This is a genomic window from Ruminococcus sp. N15.MGS-57, assembly GCF_000980385.1.
GTDB lineage: Bacteria > Bacillota > Clostridia > Oscillospirales > Ruminococcaceae > Hominimerdicola > Hominimerdicola aceti.
The window spans coordinates 147,763-164,213 of sequence record NZ_LARF01000018.1 but is presented as its reverse complement, the minus strand read 5'-3'; the positions used below and the strand labels follow the sequence as shown (position 1 = coordinate 164,213).

The 16,451-nt window shown below is 43.7% G+C and carries 17 protein-coding genes; 15 read left to right on the top strand and 2 right to left on the bottom strand.

The features are described from left to right. Window positions 1-203: 203 nt before the first annotated feature. Together WS40_RS05695 and WS40_RS05690 are read right to left on the bottom strand one after the other, a co-directional pair. Window positions 204-395, bottom strand: coding sequence for a hypothetical protein (locus WS40_RS05695; protein WP_046440873.1), 192 nt, complete (start codon window positions 393-395; stop codon window positions 204-206). A 17-nt stretch (window positions 396-412) separates the two neighbouring features. Next, a complete protein-coding gene (locus WS40_RS05690) occupies window positions 413-1,405 on the bottom strand; it encodes a replication protein (RefSeq protein ID WP_278642573.1) in 993 nt (330 codons plus the stop codon). Between the two features lie 325 nt (window positions 1,406-1,730). On the opposite strand from WS40_RS05690, the gene miaB reads away from it, so the two are divergent. From miaB to WS40_RS05615, 15 genes are all read left to right on the top strand, one after another. Next, window positions 1,731-3,131: a tRNA (N6-isopentenyl adenosine(37)-C2)-methylthiotransferase MiaB gene (gene miaB / locus WS40_RS05685; RefSeq protein WP_046440871.1), complete on the top strand. Its 1,401-nt coding sequence runs from the start codon at window positions 1,731-1,733 to the stop codon at window positions 3,129-3,131. A gap of 36 nt (window positions 3,132-3,167) precedes the next feature. Further along, window positions 3,168-3,578: a YlbF family regulator gene (locus tag WS40_RS05680; protein ID WP_022287374.1), complete on the top strand. Its 411-nt coding sequence runs from the start codon at window positions 3,168-3,170 to the stop codon at window positions 3,576-3,578. A gap of 216 nt (window positions 3,579-3,794) precedes the next feature. Next, a complete protein-coding gene (gene mutS, locus WS40_RS05675) occupies window positions 3,795-6,410 on the top strand; it encodes a DNA mismatch repair protein MutS (RefSeq protein ID WP_022287373.1) in 2,616 nt (871 codons plus the stop codon). Between the two features lie 9 nt (window positions 6,411-6,419). After that, on the top strand, window positions 6,420-6,773 hold the full coding sequence (locus WS40_RS05670; RefSeq protein WP_046440906.1) for a TIGR04076 family protein: 354 nt from the start codon (window positions 6,420-6,422) through the stop codon (window positions 6,771-6,773). Between the two features lie 14 nt (window positions 6,774-6,787). Continuing rightward, a complete protein-coding gene (mutL, locus tag WS40_RS05665) occupies window positions 6,788-8,866 on the top strand; it encodes a DNA mismatch repair endonuclease MutL (protein WP_046440868.1) in 2,079 nt (692 codons plus the stop codon). A 21-nt stretch (window positions 8,867-8,887) separates the two neighbouring features. Then, window positions 8,888-9,832, top strand: coding sequence for a tRNA (adenosine(37)-N6)-dimethylallyltransferase MiaA (gene miaA, locus WS40_RS05660; protein WP_046440866.1), 945 nt, complete (start codon window positions 8,888-8,890; stop codon window positions 9,830-9,832). A 72-nt stretch (window positions 9,833-9,904) separates the two neighbouring features. Next, window positions 9,905-10,147: an RNA chaperone Hfq gene (gene hfq / locus WS40_RS05655; protein WP_022287370.1), complete on the top strand. Its 243-nt coding sequence runs from the start codon at window positions 9,905-9,907 to the stop codon at window positions 10,145-10,147. Window positions 10,148-10,161: 14 nt separating this feature from the next. After that, the gene (locus WS40_RS05650) at window positions 10,162-11,397 is read left to right on the top strand and encodes an HlyD family efflux transporter periplasmic adaptor subunit (RefSeq protein ID WP_046440864.1); all 1,236 of its coding nucleotides are present in this window, start codon (window positions 10,162-10,164) and stop codon (window positions 11,395-11,397) included. Next, a complete protein-coding gene (locus tag WS40_RS05645) occupies window positions 11,345-12,091 on the top strand; it encodes a YggS family pyridoxal phosphate-dependent enzyme (RefSeq protein ID WP_325208441.1) in 747 nt (248 codons plus the stop codon). Before WS40_RS05650 ends, WS40_RS05645 begins: the two co-directional genes overlap by 53 nt. A gap of 2 nt (window positions 12,092-12,093) precedes the next feature. Further along, window positions 12,094-12,543, top strand: coding sequence for a cell division protein SepF (locus tag WS40_RS05640; RefSeq protein ID WP_022287367.1), 450 nt, complete (start codon window positions 12,094-12,096; stop codon window positions 12,541-12,543). A 2-nt stretch (window positions 12,544-12,545) separates the two neighbouring features. After that, the gene (locus tag WS40_RS05635; protein ID WP_046440862.1) at window positions 12,546-13,328 is read left to right on the top strand and encodes a YlmH family RNA-binding protein; all 783 of its coding nucleotides are present in this window, start codon (window positions 12,546-12,548) and stop codon (window positions 13,326-13,328) included. Window positions 13,329-13,347: 19 nt separating this feature from the next. Continuing rightward, complete coding sequence (locus tag WS40_RS05630; RefSeq protein ID WP_046440860.1) at window positions 13,348-14,124, top strand: DivIVA domain-containing protein; 777 nt, start codon at window positions 13,348-13,350, stop codon at window positions 14,122-14,124. Window positions 14,125-14,180: 56 nt separating this feature from the next. Beyond that, entirely contained in the window at window positions 14,181-14,696 is a 516-nt protein-coding gene (lspA, locus tag WS40_RS05625; RefSeq protein WP_046440859.1) for a signal peptidase II, read from the top strand. After that, the gene (locus tag WS40_RS05620; protein WP_046440856.1) at window positions 14,683-15,600 is read left to right on the top strand and encodes an RluA family pseudouridine synthase; all 918 of its coding nucleotides are present in this window, start codon (window positions 14,683-14,685) and stop codon (window positions 15,598-15,600) included. Before lspA ends, WS40_RS05620 begins: the two co-directional genes overlap by 14 nt. A gap of 17 nt (window positions 15,601-15,617) precedes the next feature. Further along, on the top strand, window positions 15,618-16,439 hold the full coding sequence (locus WS40_RS05615; protein ID WP_041337186.1) for a Cof-type HAD-IIB family hydrolase: 822 nt from the start codon (window positions 15,618-15,620) through the stop codon (window positions 16,437-16,439). The last annotated feature ends 12 nt before the right edge of the window (window positions 16,440-16,451 follow it).

Genomic DNA, 16,451 nt, shown 5'->3' with positions numbered 1-16,451 from the left:
CTTGCCGTTTTTAAGCGTTCCAGAGTTTTTCTTAAAACCTTTGATTATGTACATAAACGTACACTCCTTTCATTTACTGTACAATTATTTGTACTCTTTGCTATGCTTAGATATTAACACACATCACGCGAAATGTCAATACAAATCAAGATTTTTCGTATGTTTATATTTTTGTAGGGTGTTTTTTTGTACACATTGTACAACTAGCACGATTGTATTTTCTTTTTGAAATAAAGAGCCTTTTTCCTGCACTCATATTCACCGCTAAGAAAATACTTAGCCATATGAATATTATAGCTGTCAAGATACGGCTTAAGGAATTGGTGGGAAAGCACAAACCTTTCAAGGCTGTCTGCCTCATAACGGAACATTTTCGGATTGTCATAGTTTTTCATTTTCATTCGTCCTTTCGTTATGGTTGTAAGTTTTCATCTTTATCAAGATTATACTTCAATTTATATGATTTGAGGTCAATTTCCTCAAAAATCATGCCGTCTTTATATGTAACAATCTTGTCAATACGTCTAACAAAGGCGTTCCACGTTTCATAATACTTGTGCTGAATAGCGGTGTACTGTTCTTCAAAATTCCAATTTGATATGATGTACACCTTTGTAAAACAAGCTATCCTATTCATATATCTTGCAGGAAGTTCAAGAGGGTAACCGTCAAGGTAGTTAAGCATATTATCAATAGGCAGGCTGTTTCTGAACTCCTCAAAGACAATAACGTCCTGCCCGTGGTAACTGTCAAAAGGGTGTTTGTAGTCGGTGATACGATAAACTTTATCATAGCCGTATTGCTCCATAACACTTCTTGTTTTACCTGTTCCCGATTGTCCACAGATATATGTGACCTGAACATCACGGAACACATTTCGCCATTTATCAAAGACGTATAAATCACGGACTTTTTGCAGGCGGTCAATTTGATTCCAAAGTTGCGGAAATTCTTCAAGAAGTCGGATATCGTCAGCACCTTCTTTTATACGTTGTAGGATATCCTCATTTGTAAGTTGCTTACCGCCTTTTGTTACACGCAGTTCGCCCCACTCATGAACCTCGCCAATGCGAGTATCTGACTTCTTGCAATAGTCACTTGCTTGCTGTGCTGTGCCGTTGGCGAACTCTCCGTGAAAAAACTGTGGTGGAAACATATTCTGCAAGGTTGTACCACGCTTGCGGTTTTTAAATTGGATAAAGCCTTGAATATGTTCGGTATTCTCGTTGTGACCTCGTTCACGCTGAAAGACGTAATAGTTTACTTCCTCATACTGCATAATGAATTTTATCACCTTTTCATCAGTATCAAACGTGAGGTCTTTAAATTTATCCTTTTCTCCACAGGTCTTGACCTTTGACGGATTATTTATTGTAAAACACCAATTACAAGATTGTTTCGGCATTATTTTTCACCTCTGTGCGATTATATTTGTGCGTGTGCGATTGTTATTGCATATGACCGCACAGCCGTAAACGGCGTGTTTACTTGCCTTACTGCCTGCTTGTGCGCTTGTGCGACAGGGGGTAAAGGGTAATACTAACCTTTACCCCCTGCATACCTACTTCCGATTTTTCAAGATTTAGGCATAAAAAAAAGATGTGATACGTTTCGTAACACAACTATTGTAAACCTACAATCTGTTTGGCTCTTCGCTCCCAAAACGCTTGACAAGAAGCCTTAAAAGATTTATAATTAAAAGGAATGTACGAAATGAAATGAGGATATCAATGACTGAGAATTTTTCGGAAATAATAAATGAGGAAACCGCTCCGCAGAAGCTGCTCCAATGGTCTGGTGAATACGAAAGAACTTGCGGTCACAAGCCACTTGCCCTTATCCATTCATACGGCTGTCAGCAGAACGTCAGCGACGGTGAGAAAATAAAAGGTATGCTCTCAAAGGTGGGCTATGACTTCACATCTGACGTGAACGAGGCTCAGCTTATATTGTATAATACCTGTGCGGTAAGAGAAAATGCCGAGGACAAGGTGTTCGGCAAGCTTGGCGACCTTAAACATCTCAAAGAAAACAATCCCGAGCTTATTATAGGTATCTGCGGCTGTATGGCTCAGCAGAAGCACGTTGCCGAGAAGATAAAAAAGACCTACCGTCAGGTGGATCTTGTTTTCGGAACTTTTGCATACAACGATATGTACAATATGCTGTGGGAGATAATATCAAAGCATGACAGGATTTTCAATCTGTCAGAAAATCATGTTGACATAAACGAGGACTTCTTGCAACTCCGTGACGATAAGATAAGAGCGTTCGTGCCTATCATGTATGGCTGCAACAATTTCTGCACCTATTGCATAGTGCCTTACGTCAGGGGCAGAGAACGCAGCAGAAAGCCTGAGTCCGTTATCGCAGAGGTAAAAGCTCTTGTGAAAAACGGCTATAAGGAAATAACATTGCTTGGTCAGAACGTTAATTCATACAGTTATGGTTTTCCTGAGCTTTTGAGAGAGCTTGACAAGATAGAGGGCGATTTTCGCATAAGATTTATGTCAAGCCACCCAAAGGACGCAAGCCATGAGCTTATTGACGCTATACTTGAATGCAAAAAGGTGTGCAAGCATTTGCATCTTCCTGTGCAGGCAGGCTCAGACAGGATACTAAAGCTTATGAATCGCCGCTATACCACGGCGGATTATCTGAAAATAATCGACTATGCCAGAAGCAAAGACCCTGAGTTTTCATTCACAACAGACCTTATCGTAGGCTTCCCAAGTGAAACATACGAGGAGTTCTGCGAAACTAAGGAGCTTATCAAAAAGGTAAAGTACGATAATATCTATTCTTTTGTGTATTCAAGACGAAGCGGCACAAAGGCTGCCGAAATGGAGGATCACATCTCAGACAAGCAGAAGGGTCTGTGGCTGAGAGAACTGCTTTTGGAGCAGAGAGAGGTGTCAACAGCGTGGCTTTCAAGATTTGTGGGAAGAACTGTAACCGTGCTGCCAACAGGCGAGGGCAGAACTGGCGCTGATTATCTCACAGGCAAGAGCGACGAGGATATGATCGTCGAGGTGAAAGCGGATAAAAAATATATCGGTAAATTCATTCAGGTTCGCATAACAAAAGCAATGAACTGGGCTTTGAGAGGCGAGCTTGTTGAAGATAAATAACAGCGAAAGCTGAATAATATTTAAAGGAGAATTACCATGGATGTAATTGAAATGACAAGAAAGCTTGGACAGGCTATTCAGGAAGACGAGAGATACAAGGCTTATATGGAGGCTTGTTCTATCAATGATACAGATGTTGAGATACAGAACAAAATAGGCGAGTTCAATCAGCTCCGTTCACAGCTCAGCGTTGAGATGCAGAAGCCTGATAAGGACGGCGAGAAGATGACAGCACTTGACACTCAGATCAGAGAGCTTTATGACGAGATCATGGCTATGCCTAAGATGATCGCATTTAACGAAGCTAAAGAAGTTATGGATAAGCTTCTCGGCTCTGTAAACTATATCATCTCAATGGCTGCAAACGGCGAAGACCCAATGACTTGCCCGGAGGAAGCTCCTCATAGCTGTTCAGGAAGCTGCGCATCATGCGGCGGCTGTCACTAAGACAGTATCAAAAAACGAATAACAGTCAGGGGGAGCTTATCCCCCGTCTGCCCGAATCTGAAGATACCTTCGGACTGGGGCGGATAATTTCTATGGCGATATGACACCAAAAGTGTTCGTATCGAAAAAACAAGTAGGGGCGAACAGTGTTCGCCCGCATTTTGAAAGCATGAGAATATTGCGGTATGATAAATATATGAAACGGAGTGAGTTTGAGTGGAAACCAAAGATATAGATTTTTCAAAGCTGTCACCAATGATGAAGCAGTATTTTGAAGTAAAGAACAAATATAAAAACCATATACTGTTCTACAGACTGGGAGATTTTTATGAAATGTTCTTTGATGACGCTATCATTGCGTCAAGAGAGCTTGAACTTACTTTGACAGGCCGTGACTGCGGACTAGAGGAAAGAGCGCCTATGTGCGGTGTGCCTCACCACGCCTGCGACGTTTATCTGAAAAAGCTTATTGAAAAAGGCTACAACGTGGCTATCTGCGAGCAGACCATGGACCCTGCAATGTGCAAGGGTATAGTGCCGAGAGAGGTCATAAGAGTAGTCACCCCCGGTACGCTTATAGAAAGCAGTATGCTTGATGAAACGTCCAACAACTATATCTGTGCATTTTATATGAGAGCCAAGGAAAGCGCATTGTGCCTTGCGGATATTTCCACAGGCGAGGTGCATCTGTTTGAGTTCGAGGGCAAGGAAATGACAAGCTCGGCTATAAATGAGCTGTCGAGATTTTCCCCTGCGGAGATTCTTATAAATGACGCTTTTCTTTCAAATAAAGAGCTTTCAAGCTTCATAAGAGAAAAGCTCAAGACCAGCGTTCAGCTTTTGGAGGAGAACGATTTTTCCCCTGAGATACATACAGAAGAGGTGCTGAAACAGTTTTCCACAAACAGCCTTGAATCTATCGGCGTTAAGCCTGACACAGTTGCAGCATTTGCAGTGTGCGGACTTTTTGCATACATACACGATACACAGAAAGCACTGGTGGGCAGATTTTCCGAGATAATAAAGCATGACGCCGACCCTATCATGACTATCGGCTTCACTGCAAGAAGAAATCTGGAGCTTACAGAAACTCTCAGAAATAAAGAGAAAAAAGGCTCGCTCCTATGGGTGCTTGACCATACCAAAACTTCCATGGGCAAGCGTATGCTAAAATCCTTCCTTGAACAGCCACTTGTCAATCCTGCAAAGATAATCGACAGACTTGACGCTGTTGAACAGCTCACAATGAAGCCTGTTGAACTTGGAGAGCTAAAAGAGATACTGGGAGGAGTCTATGACCTTGAAAGACTCATGACAAGGGTAATGTATAAGACCGCTACCCCTAGAGATCTTAAATCATTGTCGCTGACAGCACTTAAACTCCCTGAGATAAAGGAGCTTCTCAAAGGTTTTGATTCAAAGCTTCTTGCAAACTGCAACAATAAAATATCCACCCTTGAAGCTATCTCAAACCTTGTTGAGAACGCCATTGTTGACGAACCGCCTGTTAATGTCAAGGACGGCAACGTTATCAAAGACGGCTTCAACGAACAGCTTGACGGACTGAGAAATATAATCTCAGGAGGCAAGGGTATAATTGATGATATCGCGGAGCGTGAAAGAGAAAAAACGGGTATCAAAAATCTGAAGATAGGCTATAACCGAGTTTTCGGATATTATATCGAGGTAACAAAGTCTTACTATGACCTTGTGCCTGACAACTATATAAGAAAACAGACCCTTGCCAACTGCGAGCGTTTTATCACGGACGAGCTTAAAGTCGCAGAGAACACTATCCTCGGTGCAAGCGATAAGATAGTTACTCTTGAGCAGGAAATATTTGCGGAGATAAGAGATTTTGCAGCCACACAGCTTAGACTTGTGCAGGAAACTGCCACAGCAGTGGCGCAGATAGACGTGCTTTGCTCGTTTGCAACTGCGGCGGTGAACAATAACTATACAAAGCCTGAAATAGCCATTGACGGCATTATTGATATCAAAAACGGCAGACACCCCGTTGTTGAGCTTATGCAGAAAGACGAGGTGTTCGTGCCTAACGATACATATCTTGATCTTACAAGCAACAGAATGGCTGTCATCACAGGTCCGAATATGTCAGGTAAATCAACTTATATGCGTCAGGTTGCTCTTATCACACTTATGGCGCAGATAGGCTGTTTTGTGCCTGCAGACTATGCAAAAATATCTGTGGTCGACCAGATTTTCACAAGAATAGGTGCGTCTGATGATCTCACCGCAGGTCAGTCTACCTTCATGGTGGAAATGAGCGAGGTTGCAGATATCGTAAAGCACGCCACCAAGAACAGCCTTGTTATCCTCGACGAGGTGGGCAGAGGTACTTCAACCTTTGACGGAATCTCCATTGCAAGGGCAGTGTCGGAGTATATCTCCACCAACAGATCAATGGGTTGCAAGACCCTGTTTGCAACACACTATCATGAGCTTATCAGCCTTGAAAAAGAGCTTGACGGCGTTAGAAATTTCTCTGTCGCAGTAAAGCGTCAGGGGGATAGTATCAAGTTCCTTAGAAAGATAGTTCCGGGCGGAGTTGACGAAAGCTACGGCATAGAAGTTGCAAAGCTTGCGGGTCTGCCAAACAAGATAATAAACAGAGCCAAAGAGCTTCTCGAACAGCTTGAAGCGGAAAACAAAAAGGCAAGACTTGCCGCTCAGCAGATAGAAAGCGACCAGATATCCTTTGACAAAATAAGCGACAGCATCGTTACCGACAGACTTAGAAAAACCAACATAGACGAAATGACCGACAGCGAGCTTAGAGATTTTGTGAAAGACTTGCTGAAATATGTTTAGGTGAGCGTTATGAAAAAGTGGTATGACGAGGAGTACGAGTTTGAAATAGAGGTCACGGGCTTTCTCCGTGGCGACCATACCGAAAGATATTGCCGAAACGGCGAGGAGATAGGGGATAAATATTTCTGCACCTATGGCTGTCCTGTGAATAAGAACGGCTATGGCATTTGCAGTAAAATAATGATGATGCTTTATCCCATTATGGAAGCTGTCCGCAGCGGAGGAGATCTCACTAAGATAGGCGGCGACAGCAAATATACAAAAACTATCGTTTGTCCTGACGGCTGTGTCATGTTCCGCTTGACAGCAAAGCCGACAGGCAAGGAGAATTTTCATACAGGCGGCTTTTGGAAAGAGCCATAGAAAAGGATAGAAAAATGTCAGAAATAAAAGTTCTGAGCAAGGAAGTTTCCGAGCTTATTGCGGCAGGCGAGGTAATAGACAGACCTGCTTCAATAATAAAGGAGCTTCTTGAAAACGCAATAGACGCAGGTGCGAACGTCATAACAGTTGAGATAAAAAACGGCGGCCGCACCTATATAAGAGTGACGGATAACGGCAAGGGTATCTCAAAAGATGATCTGCCTATAGCCTTTCTTCGTCATGCAACAAGTAAGATATCAGTAAAAAATGACCTTGACAGTATTATGACCCTCGGCTTCAGAGGTGAAGCACTTGCTTCTATCTGTGCCGTATCAAAAGTGGACGTGCTCACGAAACGTCCTGAGGAGGATTACGGCACGCATTATGTTATCGAGGGCGCAGTGGAAAAGACCTGCGAGGAGTGCGGCTGTCCTGACGGCACAACATTCGTTGTGAGGGATATTTTCTATAATGTTCCTGCAAGACTAAAGTTTCTGAAAAAGGACGTTTCAGAGGGCAATTTTGCCGCAGACCTTGTTACAAAGCTTACCCTTTCACACCCTGAGATATCATTCAAGTTCATCAGGGATAATAAAGTTGAGATATTGACAGCAGGGGACGGCAAGATATATTCCGCAGTTTATTCAGTTTATGGCAGAGATTTTGCAAACTCCATGCTTGAAGTTGACTATACATGGCAGGGTATGCACATAACAGGTTTCACCGTCAAGCCACTGTCTGCAAAGCCTAACAGACGTTTTCAGAATTTCTTTGTGAACAAAAGATATGTGAAATCAAGGGCTTGTGCGGCGGCACTTGAAGAAGCCTACAGAAATCTTCTTATGACGGGAAAATTCCCGGCTTGTGTGCTTTATATCGATATCCCACCGAATACCATAGATGTGAATGTCCACCCTACTAAAATAGAAGTGCGTTTTTCAGACGAAAAGCTTATGCACGAGGCTGTGTTCTTTGCGGTGAAAAATTCCCTTATGAAGAATGACAGACCTAATGAGATGCACCTTGAAAACAAGCGTAATTTCACCGACAGAGAGCTTTTTGATATACCTAAAAAAGATAACAGCGTTCAGCTTAAATTCGCCATGGAGGATAATAGTCAAAAGCCTGCCGTTCAAAAGACTGAAACGCCTGCACCGATACCGCAGGCGGATAAAGTGTACGATAATTCGTACAGCTATCAAAAGCCTGCACCAACGCTTAAAACAGTCGAGAGCAGGAGCATAACTGAGGAAGAAAAAGAAAAGCTCAGCGGCAGTGACGATATGTTCCTTGCAAGCCTTGAACAGCCTGCAAAGAAAGAAACAGCTGTCACAGAGCTTTCAGGCCCTGAGCCGAAACCCCATAAGGTGACAGTGGAGGAGATAAACAAGGCGATAAGCGAGATACCTCTCCCCGAAGAGCCGGAGGAGCAGAGCGGAGAAGCTTTCAAGTTTATCGACGCTCAAAGCTTCACAAAGAAAAAGCCTGTTTCCGTTATCGTGGAGGAGAAAGAACCTGAAAAGCCGAAGCCTGTTGTGGTGGGCGAGCTTTTCAAGACCTATGTTGTGGCACAGGTGGGCGACGAGATGATACTTATGGATAAGCATGCCGCCCATGAGAGATATATTTTCGAGAGGATAAAAAGCGATGCCGAACAGCTTGAAACGCAAATGTTCCTAGAGCCTATCATGGTGTTGCTTTCCTATGACGAGTATGACGCTCTCACCGCAAACCTCGATAAGGTGTCACAGCTTGGCTTTGAGATAGAGCCTGACGTTGCGCCAACTGTTGCAGTAAAGGGCGTGCCTATCATTCTTGGTGACGATAACCCTGCGGATATAATCAGCGAACTTGCAAAGAATTTTATCGAGAATAAACTCAATCCGCAAATAGAGCTTTTTGACGACCTCTACCATTCTATCGCCTGCAAAGCGGCAATAAAGGCGAACGATACCAACAGCGGAATAGAATTGCAGGCGCTCGTGAATGCAGTTTACGGTCAGGAAAATATCAGATATTGCCCTCACGGCAGACCTGTTATGATAACCCTCACCAAAAGAGATATCGAAAAGCAGTTCAGACGAGTTCTATAAAAAATGCAGGAGGCGAAAGCTATGGAAAATAAAATACCTCTCCTTGTCATTGCAGGGCCTACCGCCAGTGGAAAGACCGCTTGCGCAGTGGAGCTTGCAAAGATATATGACGGTGAGATAGTTTCCGCAGACTCTATGCAGATATATAAGGGTCTGAGCATCGCCACTGCAAAGCCTACCAAAGAGGAAATGCAGGGCGTGCCACATTATCTTATAGATTTTCTCGAGCCTGAGCAGGCTTTTTCCGTGGCAGATTATGTGAAGCTCGCAGGTGAGCGTATCAGAGAGATACACAGCCGTGGCAAAGTTCCTATTCTCTGCGGGGGAACAGGACTATATATAAGCTCACTTGTGAACAACGTAATCTTTGACGATACCGAAACGGACGGCTTAGTCAGAAAACGTCTTGAGGAGGAAGCCAAGACGCTGGGTGGTCACGCTTTGTGGGAAAGGCTCAGAGAGGTCGATCCCGAAACTGCGGAGAAAGTCCATGAGAACAACCTGCCAAGGGTCATACGAGGACTTGAAGTCTTTGAAACTACAGGTATACCGCTTTCACAGCATAAGGTGAACAGCCGTCGTGAGAAGTCACCATATAACGCCTGCATTATCGGTCTTACAGCTTCCGACAGACAGTATCTCTATGACCGTATAAACCACCGTGTTGATGTAATGGTGGAAAACGGGCTTATAGAGGAGTGCAGAGTTTTTTATGACAGCTTTACCCCTGCTACAGCTTATCAGGCGATAGGCTATAAGGAGCTCGTGCCGTATTTTGAAGGCAAAGCTGAGCTTTGTGAATGCCTCGACAAAATCAAACAGGAAAGCCGTCATTATGCCAAAAGACAGCTTACTTGGTTTAGACGAGTTGACGGAATTCAGTGGGTGGAAACAGATAAATTTGATAGTTTTCAAAAAATTATAGAAAATATCAAAAATATTATAGCCAAATCGGAAATTATGTGATATAATATAATTTGAAAGATTTTATAGTAAAAAAGCAATACATTGCTGTAAAAATTTTTAGGAGTGTTATTTATGAATAAGAATCTTAATCTTCAGGACGTTATACTCAACCAGATCAGAAAAGACAAGATAGCGTCTACTTTTATCCTTATGAACGGCTACCAGTTCAAAGGCGTTGTAAAGGGCTTTGACAGCTATGTTGTAGTTCTCGATTGCGAGGGCAAGCAGAACATAGTTTATAAGCATGCTATCTCAACTATCGTTCCGTCAAGATATATCAACGTTCTTGACGCCGCAGGCAATTCAGATATTTAAGAGGGCAGTAAAAAATGAATTCTCTGACCGTTAAAATACTTACCGGTCTGCTTTCTGTGCTGATAATCACAACTATCGGCAGTCAGATATACAGTGCACTTACAGAGCGTCATGACACCGAGGAAGCTGTGCTTGTTACTATCAATGAGGATATTGCTTTTAAGGGCGTTATAATCAGAGATGAAAAGGTGGTCAACTATGACGGCGGCGGAGTTTTGGATTATACCTATTCCGACGGCAGTAAAATATCTGTTGGCAATACCATAGCGTCAGTTTATTCTTCTGAGGACGCTGTTACAGCGAAAAACAAGATAAAGATACTTGAAAGCGAGATAGCCGCCCTTGAAAGAGCACAAAATCCTGGTACAACGAATTATGTTCAGCCTGAAACGCTCAAAAGCAAGATAGATAAGGAATATAAGGAGCTTCTCTCATATTCTTCTCAGGATAATTTCTCTGAGTTTGCAAAAACAAGAGAGGATATGTCCCTTGTGATGAATATTTATAATATCGTCACAAAGACCGAGCAGAGCTATGACGAAAGGATAAGCCAGCTTCAGGCGAAAGTCAAGGAGCTGGAGGAACAGACCTCAGGCTCAGGAAAAACGATCACTGCTGACGAAACAGGCTATTTTGTTTCCTATGCAGACGGCTATGAGAGCGAGCTTACTATGGAGAACGCTTCCCAGCTCACTGACAAGGATATCCAAAAGGTCATCGACCAGCCTAGTAAGGACGCACCGAACGCCATTGGCAAAATGTTTTCTGACTATTCATGCAGGATAGCAGGGATCATGGAAAACGATAAAAGGATAACAGAGGGCGCATGGCTTAGAATGACGCTCAGTACCACAAAAAACATCTATGACGTTCAGGTGGAGTCTGTTAAGCCTTGTGAGGACGATGAGAACAAAGTGGTCGTCGTGCTTTCCTGTGACAGACTTGACGAAGCTCTTGTTGAGTCAAGAGTGCAGTCTGCGGAGCTTATCTTCGACGAGTATCAGGGTCTTAAAGTACCAAGAAGTGCGATACGTTTTCAGGGCGATCAGAAGGGCGTTTATGTGATACTCGGCAAGGACGTTACCTTTAAAAAGATCAATGTTATTTATGAGGGCGATGATTATGTGCTCTCTGAAAATACCTCAAACGAGGATTATCTGCTGCTTTACGATCAAATTTTGTTAGAGGTGGTATCAGATGAAGATGTGCAGCAAAGTAGATCAGACAGCAACGCTGTCACCTCAGGATAATTATTTTCCGGAGGTTCTTGAAAACTGTAAGGAAATATGTTATAATGTAGAGAACGCCAAAGCAAAATGGCGTAAGCCTGACGAAGAAGTCAGGATAATGGCTGTCACAAAGACAGTGCCGCCTGAAAAGGTGAATTTCGCTGTAGCTCAGGGCTTTAAGCTGCTGGGCGAAAACAGGGTGCAGGAGTTTCTTTCCAAGAAGGAAGCTTACGATAAAAGTGCAGAAGTGCAGTTTATCGGACATTTGCAGACCAATAAGGTGAAATATATAATCAATGATGTTACTCTGATACAGTCTGTCGATAGCCTGAAGCTTGCCCATGAGATAAGCAGGCTTGCAGTGAAGAATAATAAAACTATGAACGTCCTTGTGGAAATAAATATAGGCGACGAGGCTACTAAAAGCGGCGTTTCCGCTGAAATGGCGGAGGAGCTTGTAAGACAGACCGCGCAGCTGCCTAACGTTTCTGTTAAGGGTCTTATGGCAATACCGCCTGTAGGCTCAGGGGAGGACGTTTTTGAGAAAATGCACGGTATTTTCCTGAGGGTGAAAGAGCAGGATATACCAAACGTGTCTATGGATATTCTCTCAATGGGAATGTCTGGGGACTATGAGCTTGCCATAAAGCATGGCTCAAATTTGGTGAGGATCGGAACAAAGCTTTTCGGAGCTAGAAAATATTTGGAGGATTAAAAATGGGTGCAATGCAGAAATTAAAAAATCTCTTTGTAGGCGAAGATGAACTTGAGCAGGAGGACGCAATGTATCAGCAGCCGGTGTATGAGAATAAAACAGAATACAACGAAGCACCAAAGAACACAGGTGCATATGGTAATAACGCACGTCCGGTAAGAATGGAGCAAACTACGACTTTGCAGATAGTTCTTGCAAGACCAAACGATTTTTCAGAGGTCAAGTCTATCGGCGGCGATATAAATGAGGGAAAGACAGTTCTTCTCAACTTGGAAACTGTCAAGAGCGAGGACGCAAAGAGAATACTTGACTTTATCTCAGGCGTTGCGTATGCAAATGGTGCAGACATCAAGATGATGGCTCAGAAAACTTTCGCTATCATGCCTAGAAACGTTGGCTTCTCAGGAGTTGACCTTATGAGCGAGCTTGAAAATAACGGCTACAGCTTCTAAAAATGGCTCGTGCTAAATATCAGTTTTTGCCCGACCTGTCTGAGGACGATATCCGTCTGTTAGACAAAGTGTCCGATTGGATAATGGCGGCTGATGAAAAGTATATAACAAAGTTTTCTGCGTTTCTCGATGAAAGGCAGTGCCTGCTGTGCGAAAAACTCATGGCGTCTGTGAAATATGAGAATTATAGGCTTTGGGGCGGATATGAAAACGCCGCAAGGCGTATGCTGTGCGTCTATCCTGAATATGGCGAGGCAGAAAGTGAGGATTATCCTATCACCGCAATTACACTGCTGTATCGCAAAGAGGATAAAATAACTCACAGAGATATCCTAGGTTCGCTTATGGGACTAAGAATAAAAAGAGACAGCGTTGGCGACATTCTTGTGGGAGAGGGAAAGTCAGCGGTGTTCCTGCGTTCTTCTGTGGCAGGCGAGGTTACAAGCGCCCTGACGAAGGTCGGCAGAGCAGGAGTGAAACTCCGGGAGGGCTATGACGGCAGTATACATATTGAGCAGAAAACTCAGGAAATAAGCGGTACTGTGGCTTCCATGCGTGCAGATTGTATCTTAAGTCTTGCCGCAAGGATATCACGAGAAAAGTCAGCACAGCTTATAAAAAACGTTGGCATCGAAATAGACCATATGCCGAAAAATTCACCGAAAATACCTCTTGAAGAGGGCTGTACATTTTCAGTGAGAGGATACGGAAAATTCAAGCTGCTTTCAGTTGACGGCACAACTAAAAAAGACAGAATACATATAACTTTAAATAAATTTGTGTAAAGATCACGGAGGTCCTAGTATGTTAAATCCAAATAATATTAAAGGAAAAACTTTTGATACCGAGAAAAACGGTTATTCAAAAGAAGACGTAAAAGAATTTCTCGGACAGGTAGCCGAGGATTATGCCGAAGTCGTAAAGGCAAATCAGGATACCGAAGCTAAGATAATCAAGCTCGTTGAGAAGATAAACGAGTACAGAGAGGACGAGGAAGCTATCCAGCAGGCTCTTGTCGTGGCTCAGAAAGAGTCAAATAAGATACTTAATGAGGCCAAAACTCAGGCTCACGATATGATCGAGTCTGCCAAAACAGAGCAGGTAAGACTCGCAGAGCAGAGTGCCTCTGAGTGTGAGAGAATAGTTAAGGAGCATAAGGAAAAGTGCGCTGAGCTTATCAGAACTAATACCGAGATAACAGAAAAGAAGATAAATGAAGTAAGAGCCGCTTATGACGAGGAGCTTGCTAAGTTTGAGAACCTCAAGGCTGAGGTAACTCAGTTCAAGGCTGACCTTACTCAGCTTTATAATAAGCAGATAAGACTTATTATGGAAATTCCTGCGTCCGAGCCTGCCGAGGATACAGCAGAGGAGCATGAGGAAGAAGAAACCGTCGAGGAAACTCAGGAAGCTGCAGAGGAGCAGGCAGAGGAAACAGCCGAGCCGGAGGAAACTGTTGAGGCTGAATCTGCACCTGTTACTGATAGTGAGCACGTTGAGAAGATACTTAACACTGGTTCTTTCGACCCTGTTATACCAAAGACAGCTCCTGCTGAGCTTAAATTTGGTAAAAATAATTAATTCAAAGGCTCTGTTTTTCGCAGAGCCTTACTGTTCATAAATGGAGTAGGGAATAGATGTTTGTAATTTCGCTTGTTATCATGGCAGTTCTCGTTGCCGCCGACCAGCTCATAAAGCTTGCCGTGACAAATAACCTGCCGTTGAATGGTCAGCCTGTGGAGGTCATAAAGTTCGGTAGCTTTAAGGTGTTCAGCCTGACCCATATAAGAAACTCAGGTGCAGCATGGAGCATGATGTCAGGAAAGACCTGGTTTCTTATCGGTCTGCCTGTTGTCGTATTGATCGTGGCGGTGATCTATATGTATAAGATACGCAAAGGCTCAAAGCTGGAGCTTGTGTCGTTGGCTATGGTGCTTGCAGGCGGTATCGGCAACCTTATCGACAGAATAAGGGTAAAAGAAGTTGTGGACTATATCAAGTTCGAGCCTATCAATTTCCCTATTTTCAACTTTGCGGATATCTGTATCGTTATCGGCGGAATTCTGTTCGTTATCTGCTTTTGCTTTCTTGACGAAAAGAAAAAGCCGATTCGTGACGATATAAAGGTCAAAGACGAAAATGACAAAGCTTGATTTTATTGCCACTGCCGAGCAAACAGGCGAGCGTATCGACAGATTTTTGTCAGCGCAGGATACAGGTCTTACACGTTCTGCTGTGCAGAAGCTTATCGAGGACGGCAGCGTCACAGTTGGAGGCAAAAAAGTATCGAAAAATTATAAGCTGCATAATGGTGACAGCGTTGAGATAATTATTCCCGACCCTGTGGAGCTTGACGTCAAGCCACAGGATATCCCCGTGGAAATAGTCTATGAGGACAGCGAGCTGCTTGTGGTGAATAAACCTAAAGGCATGGTGGTGCATCCAGCCGCAGGCAATCCCGATGGCACTTTGGTGAACGCATTGCTTTATCATTGTCAGGGCAGGCTTTCTTCAATAAACGGTGTCATTCGCCCTGGGATAGTCCATAGGATAGACAAAAATACAAGCGGTCTGCTGATTGTCGCCAAGACCGACAGCGCACATAACTTTCTTGCGGCTCAGATAAAAGAGCATAGCTTTACAAGAGAGTATGAAGCTGTACTTACAGGCGGTCGCCTAAAGACCCCTACCGGCACAGTTGACGCACCTATCGGCAGAAGCAAATATGACAGAAAGAAAATGTGCGTGACAGAGCAAAACTCCAAGCACGCAGTAACCCATTATGAGGTGCTGGAGGAGTTAGGTCAGTATTCGCTGGTGAAATTCCGCCTTGAAACAGGTCGAACCCACCAGATAAGAGTACATTCCGCCTATATCGGTCACCCTGTCTACGGCGACGATGTTTACGGCAAAGCTGTAAAGGGAATCGAGGGGCAGTGCCTCCACGCAAAGAAAGTTGGTTTTATACACCCTGCGACCAAGGAATATATGGAGTTTGACAGCGAATTGCCCGATTATTTTCAGGCGGTGCTGAAAAAACTCAGAGCAGGGAATTGACCCACGGAAGTGATTTTATGTTTGAAGATATATCAAAAGTCCTGCTTATAACGGATATGGACGGAACTTTTCTCCCCGCAAGCAAGATACCTACCCCGAAAACTCTCGCCGCTGTCAAGCGTTTTGAAGAGGCTGGGGGCAGATTCTCTATCGCTACAGGCAGAGCCATTCAGGCGGCTAGACAGTATTTTGACATGGTGAATGTGAATTGTCCTATCATAATGTCAAACGGCGGAATGGTCTATGATATACATACGAAAGAGCAGATATATAACGTCTTTCTGCCAAGCTTTGCGGCGGATATCGTCAAGGAGATACTTGCCGATAATCCTTATGTTGGCTGTGAAGTGCTTACTGTCAACGAGGTCTATGTGCCGAGCATGACCCCTATGGAAAAGCGCCATAACGAGATCTGTAAGCTCATTCCCGTTCAGTGTGCCGTTGATGAGATACCTGACAAGAACTGGTATAAGGTGCTTTTTGCAGTTGAGCCTGAGCGTATGGACGAGCTTATAAACTATGTGGCAAAAAAAGGCTACAAAGGAGTAGATTTTGTGCGTTCAAGTATCGAGTATTACGAGATACTTCCACAGAATATATCAAAAGGTACGGCTCTTGAGGAGCTGAGAAAAGCTTGTGGCATGGAGGATTTTACTTTCGTGGCTGCAGGCGACTATAATAATGATATTGAACTTCTTCAAGCGGCTGACGTGGCATATTGCCCGTCAAATGCGGCAGAGGAGGTCAAAAAGGTTGCGGATAAGGTCTTTGAGCAGTCCTGCGAGGAAGACTTCATAGCCGCAGTCATAGATGAAATTTTTGAAAAACTGAAGAAATAATATTTTTTGGAG

Bases quoted from the DNA above. Each gene is read 5' to 3' on its own strand.
- WS40_RS05695 (WP_046440873.1), bottom strand. From the start codon at position 395: ATGAAAAACTATGACAATCCGAAAATGTTCCGTTATGAGGCAGACAGC.
- WS40_RS05690 (WP_278642573.1), bottom strand. From the start codon at position 1,405: ATGCCGAAACAATCTTGTAATTGGTGTTTTACAATAAATAATCCGTCA.
- miaB (WP_046440871.1), top strand. From the start codon at position 1,731: ATGACTGAGAATTTTTCGGAAATAATAAATGAGGAAACCGCTCCGCAG.
- WS40_RS05680 (WP_022287374.1), top strand. From the start codon at position 3,168: ATGGATGTAATTGAAATGACAAGAAAGCTTGGACAGGCTATTCAGGAA.
- WS40_RS05670 (WP_046440906.1), top strand. From the start codon at position 6,420: ATGAAAAAGTGGTATGACGAGGAGTACGAGTTTGAAATAGAGGTCACG.
- mutL (WP_046440868.1), top strand. From the start codon at position 6,788: ATGTCAGAAATAAAAGTTCTGAGCAAGGAAGTTTCCGAGCTTATTGCG.
- miaA (WP_046440866.1), top strand. From the start codon at position 8,888: ATGGAAAATAAAATACCTCTCCTTGTCATTGCAGGGCCTACCGCCAGT.
- hfq (WP_022287370.1), top strand. From the start codon at position 9,905: ATGAATAAGAATCTTAATCTTCAGGACGTTATACTCAACCAGATCAGA.
- WS40_RS05650 (WP_046440864.1), top strand. From the start codon at position 10,162: ATGAATTCTCTGACCGTTAAAATACTTACCGGTCTGCTTTCTGTGCTG.
- WS40_RS05645 (WP_325208441.1), top strand. From the start codon at position 11,345: ATGAAGATGTGCAGCAAAGTAGATCAGACAGCAACGCTGTCACCTCAG.
- WS40_RS05640 (WP_022287367.1), top strand. From the start codon at position 12,094: ATGGGTGCAATGCAGAAATTAAAAAATCTCTTTGTAGGCGAAGATGAA.
- WS40_RS05635 (WP_046440862.1), top strand. From the start codon at position 12,546: ATGGCTCGTGCTAAATATCAGTTTTTGCCCGACCTGTCTGAGGACGAT.
- WS40_RS05630 (WP_046440860.1), top strand. From the start codon at position 13,348: ATGTTAAATCCAAATAATATTAAAGGAAAAACTTTTGATACCGAGAAA.
- lspA (WP_046440859.1), top strand. From the start codon at position 14,181: ATGTTTGTAATTTCGCTTGTTATCATGGCAGTTCTCGTTGCCGCCGAC.
- WS40_RS05620 (WP_046440856.1), top strand. From the start codon at position 14,683: ATGACAAAGCTTGATTTTATTGCCACTGCCGAGCAAACAGGCGAGCGT.
- WS40_RS05615 (WP_041337186.1), top strand. From the start codon at position 15,618: ATGTTTGAAGATATATCAAAAGTCCTGCTTATAACGGATATGGACGGA.